The following is a 14,425-nucleotide window of genomic DNA, read 5'->3' as shown; positions in this document are numbered from 1 at the left end:
GGATGATTCCAATCTTTCAAATGTAGGGGCAGATTGTTCTGTAGGTTCTAATAACGTATCAGGAATAGGTATAAATAATTCCATAATTGGTTCATTTTCACCTGCCCATGCATGGAGTGGAACAGGAAACTATGCCCAAGTAATACCAGCTCCGGATTCATCCAGTAACGAAGTTGGAAACCTTCAATGCGATGATTTTGGAAATGTTAGAACTATTAACACATGGGGATGGGGGTACAAATCTGATTCAGTTGCATTTTCAATTGTAAAAGGTTGTGCAAACTTGGCTGTAACAAAAACAGCAGACAATCTTCATCCATTATTTGGAACAAACGTAACATTTACGATACAAGCCGAGAATTTAGGAACAATTGACGGTTCATTGGTTCAGGTAAATGATTTGATTCCATCAGGCTATACTTATGTTTCACATGTCGCTTCAACAGGAACCTATGACTCAGGAACCGGAATTTGGGATATTGGAACTCTTGCAAATTTAGATTCTGAAACTTTAACAATTACTGCTTTAGTTAATACTACTGGTTCATATTCAAATACAGCATCAATAGATGGTAGGGAATATGATAATATTGCCCTAAATAATTCAGATACAGAAATACCAGTTCCAACTTATTATCCAGGATCTTTAAATGATTCAGATATTAATAATGTACCTGGAATTCCAGCAAATTTAAATATTATTACAAATGACACCTTAGGTGACGGCAGCAATGCAACCCCAGCAACGGTAACCGTAGATTTGAACCCTGCGACACCTGGCATCCAGGATACCTTAACGGTAGCCGGACAGGGCGAGTGGGTATATAATCCGGCGACAGGCGAGGTTACATTCACCCCTGAAGTAGCCTTTACGACCGATCCTACGGACATAAACTATATATTGACAGAGACAATCACCGGATTATCTGATACCGCAGCGATCAATGTAGAATACACAGAGATTCCACCTGTAGCGGTGAATGACAATGATCTGGGCAATGTACCTGGCACAGCGGTGACATTGAATGTATTGACCAACGATGATCTTTCAGATGGCAGCAATGCAACACCACTAACGGTAACCGTAGATTTGAACCCTGCGACACCTGGCATCCAGGATACCTTGACGGTAGCCGGACAGGGCGAGTGGGTATACAATCCGGCGACAGGAGAGGTGACATTCACCCCTGAAGTAGCCTTTACGACCGATCCTACGGATATAAACTATATATTGACAGAGACGCTAACAGGTCTTTCTGATACAGCAGCGATCAATGTAGAATACACAGAGATCCCACCAGTAGCGGTGAATGACAATGATCTGGGCAATGTACCGGGCACAGTGGTGACATTGAATGTATTGACCAACGATGATCTTTCAGATGGCAGCAATGCGACACCACTAACGGTAACTGTAGATTTGAACCCTGCGACACCTGGCATCCAGGATACCTTAACGGTAGCCGGACAGGGCGAGTGGGTATATAATCCGGCGACAGGCGAGGTTACATTCACCCCTGAAGTAGCCTTTACGACCGATCCTACGGACATAAACTATATATTGACAGAGACAATCACCGGATTATCTGATACCGCAGCGATCAATGTAGAATACACAGAGATTCCACCTGTAGCGGTGAATGACAATGATCTGGGCAATGTACCTGGCACAGCGGTGACATTGAATGTATTGACCAACGATGATCTTTCAGATGGCAGCAATGCAACACCACTAACGGTAACCGTAGATTTGAACCCTGCGACACCTGGCATCCAGGATACCTTGACGGTAGCCGGACAGGGCGAGTGGGTATACAATCCGGCGACAGGAGAGGTGACATTCACCCCTGAAGTAGCCTTTACGACCGATCCTACGGATATAAACTATATATTGACAGAGACGCTAACAGGTCTTTCTGATACAGCAGCGATCAATGTAGAATACACAGAGATCCCACCAGTAGCGGTGAATGACAATGATCTGGGCAATGTACCGGCACAGTGGTGACATTGAATGTATTGACCAACGATGATCTTTCAGATGGCAGCAATGCGACACCACTAACGGTAACTGTAGATTTGAACCCTGCGACACCTGGCATCCAGGATACCTTAACGGTAGCCGGACAGGGCGAGTGGGTATACAATCCGGCGACAGGAGAGGTGACGTTCACCCCTGAAGTAGCCTTTACGACCGATCCTACGGACATAAACTATATATTGACAGAGACGCTAACAGGTCTTTCGGATACAGCAGCGATCAATGTAGAATACACAGAGATTCCACCAGTAGCGGTGAATGACAATGATCTGGGCAATGTACCGGGCACAGCGGTGACATTGAATGTATTGACCAACGATGATCTTTCAGACGGCAGCAATGCGACACCACTAACGGTAACCGTAGATTTGAACCCTGCGACACCTGGCATCCAGGATACCTTGACGGTAGCCGGACAGGGCGAGTGGGTATACAATCCGGCGACAGGAGAGGTGACATTCACCCCTGAAGTAGCCTTTACGACCGATCCTACGGATATAAACTATATATTGACAGAGACAATCACCGGATTATCTGATACAGCAGCGATCAATGTAGAATACACAGAGATCCCACCAGTAGCGGTGAATGACAATGATCTGGGTAATGTACCGGGCACAGCGGTGACATTGAATGTATTGACCAACGATGATCTTTCAGACGGCAGCAATGCGACACCACTAACGGTAACCGTAGATTTGAACCCTGCGACACCTGGCATCCAGGATACCTTGACGGTAGCCGGACAGGGCGAGTGGGTATACAATCCGGCGACAGGAGAGGTGACATTCACCCCTGAAGTAGCCTTTACGACCGATCCTACAGACATAAACTATATATTGACAGAGACGCTAACAGGTCTTTCTGATACCGCAGCGATCAATGTAGAATACACAGAGATCCCACCAGTAGCAGTGAATGACAATGATTTGGGTAATGTACCGGGCACAGCGGTGACATTGAATGTATTGACCAACGATGATCTTTCAGATGGCAGCAATGCAACACCACTAACGGTGACCGTAGATTTGAACCCTGCGACACCTGGCATCCAGGATACCTTGACGGTAGCCGGACAGGGCGAGTGGGTATACAATCCGGCGACAGGCGAGGTGACATTCACCCCTGAAGTAGCCTTTACGACCGATCCTACAGACATAAACTATATATTGACAGAGACAATCACCGGATTATCTGATACAGCAGCGATCAATGTAGAATACACAGAGATCCCACCAGTAGCAGTGAATGACAATGATCTGGGCAATGTACCTGGCACAGCGGTGACATTGAATGTATTGACCAACGATGATCTTTCAGACGGCAGCAATGCGACACCACTAACGGTAACTGTAGATTTGAACCCTGCGACACCTGGCATCCAGGATACCTTAACGGTAGCCGGACAGGGCGAGTGGGTATACAATCCGGCGACAGGCGAGGTGACATTCACCCCTGAAGTAGCCTTTACGACCGATCCTACAGACATAAACTATATATTGACAGAGACAATCACCGGATTATCTGATACAGCAGCGATCAATGTAGAATACACAGAGATCCCACCAGTAGCGGTGAATGACAATGATCTGGGTAATGTACCGGGCACAGCGGTGACATTGAATGTATTGACCAACGATGATCTTTCAGATGGCAGCAATGCGACACCACTAACGGTGACCGTAGATTTGAACCCTGCGACACCTGGCATTCAGGATACCTTAACGGTAGCCGGACAGGGCGAGTGGGTATACAATCCGGCGACAGGAGAGGTGATATTCACCCCTGAAGTAGCCTTTACGACCGATCCTACGGATATAAACTATATATTGACAGAGACGCTAACAGGTCTTTCTGATACCGCAGCGATCAATGTAGAATACACAGAGATTCCACCTGTAGCGGTGAATGACAATGATCTGGGCAATGTACCTGGCACAGCGGTGACATTGAATGTATTGACCAACGATGATCTTTCAGATGGCAGCAATGCAACCCCACTAACGGTAACCGTAGATTTGAACCCTGCGACACCTGGCATTCAGGATACCTTGACGGTAGCCGGACAGGGCGAGTGGGTATACAATCCGGCGACAGGAGAGGTGACATTCACCCCGGAAGTAGCCTTTACGACCGATCCTACAGACATAAATTATATATTGACAGAGACGCTAACAGGTCTTTCTGATACCGCAGCGATCAATGTAGAATACACAGAGATCCCACCAGTAGCGGTGAATGACAATGATCTGGGCAATGTACCGGGGACAGCGGTGACATTGAATGTATTGACCAACGATGATCTTTCAGATGGCAGCAATGCGACACCACTAACGGTAACCGTAGATTTGAACCCTGCGACACCTGGCATTCAGGATACCTTAACGGTAGCCGGACAGGGCGAGTGGGTATATAATCCGGCGACAGGCGAGGTGACATTCACCCCTGAAGTAGCCTTTACGACCGATCCTACGGATATAAACTATATATTGACAGAGACGCTAACAGGTCTTTCTGATACCGCAGCGATCAATGTAGAATACACAGAGATCCCACCAGTAGCGGTGAATGACAATGCTCTGGGTAATGTACCTGGCACAGCGGTGACATTGAATGTATTGACCAACGATGATCTTTCAGACGGCAGCAATGCGACACCACTAACGGTGACTGTAGATTTGAACCCTGCGACACCTGGCATCCAGGATACCTTAACGGTAGCCGGACAGGGCGAGTGGGTATACAATCCGGCGACAGGCGAGGTGACATTCACCCCTGAAGTAGCCTTTACGACCGATCCTACGGACATAAACTATATATTGACAGAGACAATCACCGGATTATCTGATACAGCAGCGATCAATGTAGAATACACAGAGATCCCACCAGTAGCGGTGAATGACAATGATCTGGGTAATGTACCGGGCACAGCGGTGACATTGAATGTATTGACCAACGATGATCTTTCAGACGGCAGCAATGCCACCCCAGCAACGGTGACTGTAGATTTGAACCCTGCGACACCTGGCATTCAGGATACCTTAACGGTAGCCGGACAGGGCGAGTGGGTATACAATCCGGCGACAGGAGAGGTGACATTCACCCCGGAAGTAGCCTTTACGACCGATCCTACGGATATAAACTATATATTGACAGAGACGCTTACAGGTCTTTCTGATACCGCAGCGATCAATGTAGAATACACAGAGATCCCACCAGTAGCGGTGAATGACAATGATCTGGGCAATGTACCTGGCACAGCGGTGACATTGAATGTATTGACCAACGATGATCTTTCAGATGGCAGCAATGCGACACCACTAACGGTGACCGTAGATTTGAACCCGGCGACACCTGGCATTCAGGATACCTTGACGGTAGCCGGACAGGGCGAGTGGGTATACAATCCGGCGACAGGCGAGGTGACATTCACCCCTGAAGTAGCCTTTACGACCGATCCTACGGATATAAACTATATATTGACAGAGACGCTAACAGGTCTTTCTGATACCGCAGCGATCAATGTAGAATACACAGAGATCCCACCAGTAGCGGTGAATGACAATGATCTGGGCAATGTACCGGGCACGGCGGTGACATTGAATGTATTGACCAACGATGATCTTTCAGACGGCAGCAATGCGACACCACTAACGGTAACTGTAGATTTGAACCCTGCGACACCCGGCATCCAGGATACCTTAACGGTAGCCGGACAGGGCGAGTGGGTATACAATCCAGGGACAGGAGAGGTGACCTTCACCCCGGAAGTAGCGTTTACGACCGATCCTACGGACATAAACTATATATTGACAGAGACGCTAACAGGTCTTTCTGATACCGCAGCGATCAATGTAGAATACACAGAGATCCCACCTGTAGCGGTGAATGACAATGATCTGGGTAATGTACCAGGCACAGCGGTGACATTGAATGTATTGACCAACGATGATCTTTCAGACGGCAGCAATGCAACACCACTAACGGTAACCGTAGATTTGAACCCTGCGACACCTGGCATCCAGGATACCTTAACGGTAGCCGGACAGGGCGAGTGGGTATACAATCCTGCGACAGGAGAGGTGACGTTCACCCCTGAAGTAGCCTTTACGACCGATCCTACGGACATAAACTATATATTGACAGAGACGCTTACAGGTCTTTCTGATACCGCAGCGATCAATGTAGAATACACAGAGATTCCACCAGTAGCGGTTAATGACAATGAGTTGGGCAATGTACCGGGCACAGCGGTGACATTGAATGTATTGACCAACGATGATCTTTCAGATGGCAGCAATGCGACACCACTAACGGTAACTGTAGATTTGAACCCGGCGACACCTGGCATCCAGGATACCTTAACGGTAGCCGGACAGGGCGAGTGGGTATATAATCCATCGACAGGAGAGGTGACGTTCACCCCTGAAGTAGCCTTTACGACCGATCCTACGGATATAAACTATATATTGACAGAGACAATCACCGGATTATCGGATACAGCAGCGATCAATGTAGAATACACAGAGATTCCACCTGTAGCGGTGAATGACAATGATCTGGGTAATGTACCTGGCACAGCAGTGACATTGAATGTATTGACCAACGATGATCTTTCAGATGGCAGCAATGCAACACCAGCAACGGTAACTGTAGATTTGAACCCTGCGACACCTGGCATCCAGGATACCTTAACGGTAGCCGGACAGGGCGAGTGGGTATATAATCCGGCGACAGGCGAGGTGACTTTCACCCCTGAAGTAGCCTTTACGACCGATCCTACGGATATAAACTATATATTGACAGAGACGCTTACAGGTCTTTCTGATACAGCAGCGATCAATGTAGAATACACAGAGATTCCACCTGTAGCGGTGAATGACAATGATCAGGGCAATGTACCGGGCACAGCGGTGACATTGAATGTATTGACCAACGATGATCTTTCAGATGGCAGCAATGCAACACCACTAACGGTGACCGTAGATTTGAACCCTGCGACACCTGGCATTCAGGATACCTTAACGGTAGCCGGACAGGGCGAGTGGGTATATAATCCGGCGACAGGCGAGGTGACATTCACCCCTGAAGTAGCCTTTACGACCGATCCTACGGACATAAACTATATATTGACAGAGACGCTAACAGGTCTTTCTGATACCGCAGCGATCAATGTAGAATACACAGAGATTCCACCTGTAGCGGTGAATGACAATGATCTGGGCAATGTACCTGGTACAGCGGTGACATTGAATGTATTGACCAACGATGATCTTTCAGACGGCAGCAATGCGACACCACTAACGGTGACTGTAGATTTGAACCCGGCGACACCTGGCATCCAGGATACCTTAACGGTAGCCGGACAGGGTGAGTGGGTATACAATCTTGCAACAGGAGAGGTGACATTCACTCCGGAAGTAGCCTTTACGACCGATCCTACAGACATAAACTATATATTGACAGAGACGCTAACAGGTCTTTCTGATACCGCAGCGATCAATGTAGAATACACAGAGATTCCACCAGTAGCGGTGAATGACAATGAGTTGGGCAATGTACCTGGCACAGCGGTGACATTGAATGTATTGACCAACGATGATCTTTCAGATGGCAGCAATGCGACACCACTAACGGTGACCGTAGATTTGAACCCTGCGACACCTGGCATCCAGGATACCTTGACGGTAGCCGGACAGGGCGAGTGGGTATACAATCCGGCGACAGGAGAGGTGACTTTCACCCCGGAAGTAGCCTTTACGACCGATCCTACGGATATAAACTATATATTGACAGAGACAATCACCGGATTATCGGATACCGCAGCGATCAATGTAGAATACACAGAGATCCCACCTGTAGCGGTGAATGACAATGAGTTGGGCAATGTACCGGGCACAGCAGTGACATTGAATGTATTGACCAACGATGATCTTTCAGATGGCAGCAATGCGACACCACTAACGGTGACCGTAGATTTGAACCCTGCGACACCTGGCATCCAGGATACCTTAACGGTAGCCGGACAGGGCGAGTGGGTATACAATCCTGCGACAGGAGAGGTGACATTCACCCCGGAAGTAGCCTTTACGACCGATCCTACGGACATAAACTATATATTGACAGAGACAATCACCGGATTATCGGATACCGCAGCGATCAATGTAGAATACACAGAGATTCCACCTGTAGCGGTGAATGACAATGAGTTGGGCAATGTACCTGGCACAGTGGTGACATTGAATGTATTGACCAACGATGATCTTTCAGATGGCAGCAATGCAACACCACTAACGGTAACTGTAGATTTGAACCCTGCGACACCTGGCATCCAGGATACCTTGACGGTAGCCGGACAGGGCGAGTGGGTATACAATCCTGCGACAGGAGAGGTGACGTTCACCCCTGAAGTAGCCTTTACGACCGATCCTACGGATATAAACTATATATTGACAGAGACAATCACCGGATTATCTGATACCGCAGCGATCAATGTAGAATACACAGAGATCCCACCTGTAGCGGTGAATGACAATGAGTTGGGCAATGTACCGGGCACAGCAGTGACATTGAATGTATTGACCAACGATGATCTTTCAGACGGCAGCAATGCGACACCACTAACGGTGACCGTAGATTTGAACCCGGCGACACCTGGCATTCAAGATACCTTGACGGTAGCCGGACAGGGTGAGTGGGTATACAATCCTGCGACAGGAGAGGTGACATTCACCCCTGAAGTAGCCTTTACGACCGATCCTACGGATATAAACTATATATTGACAGAGACGCTTACAGGTCTTTCTGATACCGCAGCGATCAATGTAGAATACACAGAGATCCCACCTGTAGCGGTGAATGACAATGAGTTGGGCAATGTACCGGGCACAGTGGTGACATTGAATGTATTGACCAACGATGATCTTTCAGACGGCAGCAATGCGACACCACTAACGGTAACCGTAGATTTGAACCCTGCGACACCTGGCATTCAGGATACCTTGACGGTAGCCGGACAGGGCGAGTGGGTATACAATCCGGCGACAGGAGAGGTGACATTCACCCCGGAAGTAACCTTTACGACCGATCCTACGGACATAAACTATATATTGACAGAGACGCTTACAGGTCTTTCGGATACCGCAGCGATCAATGTAGAATACACAGAGATCCCACCAGTAGCGGTGAATGACAATGATCTGGGTAATGTACCTGGCACAGCGGTGACATTGAATGTATTGACCAACGATGATCTTTCAGATGGCAGCAATGCGACACCACTAACGGTAACTGTAGATTTGAACCCTGCGACACCTGGCATCCAGGATACCTTAACGGTAGCCGGACAGGGCGAGTGGGTATATAATCCATCGACAGGAGAGGTGACGTTCACCCCTGAAGTAGCCTTTACGACCGATCCTACGGATATAAACTATATATTGACAGAGACAATCACCGGATTATCGGATACAGCAGCGATCAATGTAGAATACACAGAGATTCCACCTGTAGCGGTGAATGACAATGATCTGGGTAATGTACCTGGCACAGCGGTGACATTGAATGTATTGACCAACGATGATCTTTCAGATGGCAGCAATGCGACACCACTAACGGTGACCGTAGATTTGAACCCTGCGACACCTGGCATCCAGGATACCTTAACGGTAGCCGGACAGGGCGAGTGGGTATACAATCCGGCGACAGGAGAGGTGACATTCACCCCGGAAGTAGCCTTTACGACCGATCCTACGGACATAAACTATATATTGACAGAGACAATCACCGGATTATCGGATACCGCAGCGATCAATGTAGAATACACAGAGATTCCACCTGTAGCGGTGAATGACAATGAGTTGGGCAATGTACCTGGCACAGTGGTGACATTGAATGTATTGACCAACGATGATCTTTCAGATGGCAGCAATGCGACACCTGCAAGAGTCAAAATTGATTTGAATCCGGGTTTGGGAGGTGTACAAGATACATTGTCAGTTTCGGGAGAAGGTGTTTGGACTCTAAATCCGGTAAATGGAGATGTAACATTTGTTCCGGAACCAGGATTTACAACTGACCCTTCTGCTATAACCTATAGTTTGACTGAAAATTATACAGGGTTGAGCAGTTTGGCAATGATTACTGTAGGATATACAGAGATATCTCCATTTGCTGTTAACGACAATGATTTAGATAATTCTCCTGCATCAATAGTTGTGTTGAATATATTAAATAATGATGATTTGTCTGATGGTTCACCCGCAACCACTTCGACTACTTTGATTGATTTGACTCCAGCTACTCCAATTATAGATAATTCATTGATTGTGGTAGGAGAGGGTACATATAATTATAATGCAGCTAACGGAAACTTGACATTTACTCCTGAGGTAGGTTTTGATAGTAATCCAACACCTATTCAGTATGTTTTAGTTGAGACTTTGACTACATTAAAAGATACTGCTTTAGTTAACATTACTTACATTCCAATAATACCATTAAACGATAGCAGTATTGCTAATTTACCTGGAATGCCTGTTGTATTAAATATTATTTCTAATGATACAATTTCTGATGGAAATCCGGCTACTCCGGCAGAAGTGATTGTTGACCTGGATCCAATAACTCCGGGAATTGATACAACCTTAACAATTCCAGGAGAAGGAGTATGGGTTTATGACCCTGTAACAGGTGACCTAACTTTTACACCTGAGCCTGGTTTTGTAACTGACCCTAGTCCTATTACTTATGAAATTTCTGAAATTTCAAAAGGAACAATCAGGAGTGCGGTAGTAACTATTGATTATGCACCGGCAGTTTATCCTGTTGCATTACCAGATAGCAGTATAAATAATATGCCTTACATTACTGCAAGTGTTAATGTTTTAGGTAACGACACATTAAGCACAGGTTTAGGAGCAACACCACTTACTTCAATTGTGGATTTAACCCCTGCCACTTTAATTGTAGATGATACTTTAGTTGTGGCAGGTGAGGGTACTTTCTCTTACAATGGTGCAACAGGTGTAGTAAGTTTTGAGCCTCAATCAGGATTTACTGGAAGCCCTACACCAATTCAATATGTTTTAATTGAAAATGTTGGAGGTTTAAAAGATACATCCTTAATTACAATTACATATTTATTACCGGTTGATGCAATTAATGACGCAAGTTCAGGTACACTACCAGGTATAAATGCTATAGTTAATATTGTTTCAAATGATACACTTTCCGACGGAAGTCCAGCAACTCCTTTGGAGGTAATTATAGACTTAGATATGATTAACCCTGGTATTCAGTCTATGATTACTGTATCAGGCGAAGGAGTTTGGTCTTATGATTCAACCTCGGGATTGCTTACATTTAATCCTGAAACAGGATTTACAAAAGATCCTACGCCGATTTATTATCAGTTAACGGACAAAACTGCAGGACTTTCTGATACTGCATATGTAACTATGGTTTATAATGAACTAAAGCCTATTGCTTATGATGATAATAGTCTTGATAATTCTCCGGCAACAGTAGTCACTTTGAATGTTTTATTAACAGATAGTTTATCTGATGGTTCAGTTGCTAATGTTACGAAAGTAAGCGTAGATTTGAATCCTGCCACCCCAATTATTGAAAATACTATCAATATTATTGGAGAAGGTTCTTATACTTACAATAGTTTAACAGGAAATGTCACTTTTACTCCGGAATCAGGATTTACTGACAACCCAACTCCTATTCAATATGTTTTGGTTGAAGATTTAACTGGACTAAAAGATACAGCAACAATTACAATAACTTATATTCCTTTAGTTCCTGAAAATGATCAAAGTGTTGGAAACACACCTGGTGTTCCAGTAGTTGTTAATATTATCGAAAATGATACACTTTCTGATGGTAATCCTGCCACTCCAATTGAAGTTTCAATAGACCTTAATCCGGCAACTCCGGGTATAGATACTACTTTGACTGTTCCGGGGGAGGGAGTATGGGAATATGATCCAATTACTGGTGAATTAACTTTCACTCCTGAGCCTGGATTTATAACAGACCCTACTCCGATTACTTACGAAATCACCGAGATTTCTAAAGGGCAATCAAGAACAGCTACAGTAGTTATTGCTTATGGTCCGGCATCGCCTCCAATAGCAATTAATGACAGCGATTTAAATAACATGCCTTTTGTTATTGGAAGCGTGAATGTTTTGGCCAACGATACATTAAGTTCAGGTCTGAATGCCACTCCGGCAACTGCAAATGTAGATTTGAACCTAGCTACCCCTATTATTGAGAATTCTTTGGTCATTCCAAGTGAAGGTACTTTTATTTATGACACCTTAACTGGAATTGTTTCCTTTACTCCTCAATCTGGGTTTACTGGCAATCCTACTCCAATTCAATATGTTTTGAATGAAATTGCGACAGGATTAAAAGATACAGCCACAATCACATACACGTATTTGTTGCCTGTGGTAGCTGCAAATGATACAAGTTTAGGGAATGTTCCTGGCGTAAATGCTGTGCTGGATATTGTTTCTAATGATTTATTATCAGATGGAAATGCTGCCACTGCTCCAGAGGTGGTTGTAGATATGGATCCGGCTTCACCTGGTGACCAGTCATTTATTACAGTAGGAAGTCAAGGTATTTGGACTTACAATTCTGCGACCGGTCAGGTGACTTTTGACCCAACTCCAGGATTTACAACTGATCCAACTAATATCAGTTACATAATTCGTGAAGTGTCAACAGGTTTGGTAGATACTGCTCTTATTCATGTAACTTATACTGAGCTACCTCCAATAGCAAATTCAGATAGTTCTTTAAATAATCAGCCACAAACTGTAGTTAGCCTAAATATTCTAACTGACGACAGACTTTCTGATGGTTCTCTTGCGACTACGGGTACTACCACAGTGGATCTCGAGCCTTTTGCACCAGGAATTACTTCAAATCTGATTGTAGTTGGTGAAGGTATGTGGAGCTATTCTGATGTGACAGGAGTATTAAGTTTTACTCCAATTCCAGGGTTCTTCAACCATCCTACTCCATTGGTATATGGACTGACTGAAGATATTACCGGACTAAGTGATACTGCCGTTGTAGTTATTACTAACTTAATACAACCGGAAATAGAATTAATAAAAAATGGTACTCTTATAGGGGACGGATATCTTGGAGATTCAATCTTGTATTCATTTACAGTGGTAAACACAGGAAATGTACCTGTATTTAATATCTCAATTAATGATTCCAGAATTAGTGCTTCTCCAATATCGTTAAGCCCGGTTTCATTGTCTCCGGGAGGTATGGGCGTGGCTCAGTTTACCTATCCTATAACAATGACAGATATTTTGGCAGGTGTGATAAGTAACTCGGCAGTTGCAGCAGGAACCAGCATAAATGCAATTGTGGTTAGTGATACCTCTGATAATGGTGACCCAATGTTACCGGGAGATTCGAATCCAACGGTGACTGCCCTTCCAACACCAGTTGTAGATGTCAATTTGACATCGAGTGTTCTTGGAACTTGTACGCAAGCCATTGGCGATACCATCACTTTCAGATTTAAAGTAGCAAGAACCGACACCATAGCAGTATTAAATAATGTTGTGATTGGGGACAGTTTGAGTACAAACTTTGATTTAATTTCAGCAGTAACTTCGGAAGGTACTTATGATACACTCACCGGACAATGGTCGGGAATTAGCTTAGCGGCGGGTGACAGTGCAATACTTACGCTTCAGGTCAGACTATTAACCAATATTGGTGGACTGGCTTGTATGGATGCATGGGTGGTATCATCTACTTTTGGTGATACTGATTCAAATCCGGGTGATAAAGTAATTAACGAAGACGACATTACCAGGGCTTGTGTAACAGTACCATTGGTTATTTGTCCGGAAAAAAGTGAGACAATAGAACTTACAGCCGGAAGTGGGTATTCGACCTATCAATGGTACCGCAATGGAACATTGATAAGTGGTGCTACTTCTCCAACATATATCGCATCGCAAGGTGGTATCTATACTATCATAGTTGATGGAAGTGGCTGTGCAAGCAGTACTTGTTGCCCGATAATAGTTCAGGAAGTATGTGCATGTCCACCACAGATATGTGTTCCAATTACGGTTAGAAAAATTAGGTAATAACATTTTAGGAAAATATACTACTGAGGTCTGTCGGAATTCCGGCAGACCTCTTTTATATTTTGAAGTTTTGGTTTTAATATTTTTAGAAAAAATGGAATTACTTTCCTGGTTCAATTTTAAAAATGATTTCCTGTTGTTATATCATAAATTAAAATCCTTTTATGCCGACAATTCCTATTTCGTTGGAAAACAAAAAAAGCCCGGTTTCCCGAGCTTAATCTATCTTATACGTTATATT

At 44.9% G+C, this 14,425-nt stretch carries 2 protein-coding genes; both read left to right on the top strand.

The genetic code is table 11. The features are described 5' to 3' along the window. Positions 1-2,008 (top strand): DUF11 domain-containing protein (locus tag IPP61_22070; protein ID MBL0327812.1); only part of this gene is annotated, 2,008 nt, incomplete at its 5' end. Continuing rightward, complete coding sequence (locus IPP61_22065; GenBank protein MBL0327811.1) at positions 2,005-14,184, top strand: hypothetical protein; 12,180 nt, start codon at positions 2,005-2,007, stop codon at positions 14,182-14,184. The genes IPP61_22070 and IPP61_22065, both read left to right, overlap by 4 nt. Positions 14,185-14,425 lie beyond the last annotated feature (241 nt).

It is taken from the genome of Cytophagaceae bacterium (assembly GCA_016722655.1).
GTDB lineage: Bacteria > Bacteroidota > Bacteroidia > Cytophagales > Spirosomataceae > Leadbetterella.
This window is presented reverse-complemented; position numbering and strand designations above follow the sequence as displayed.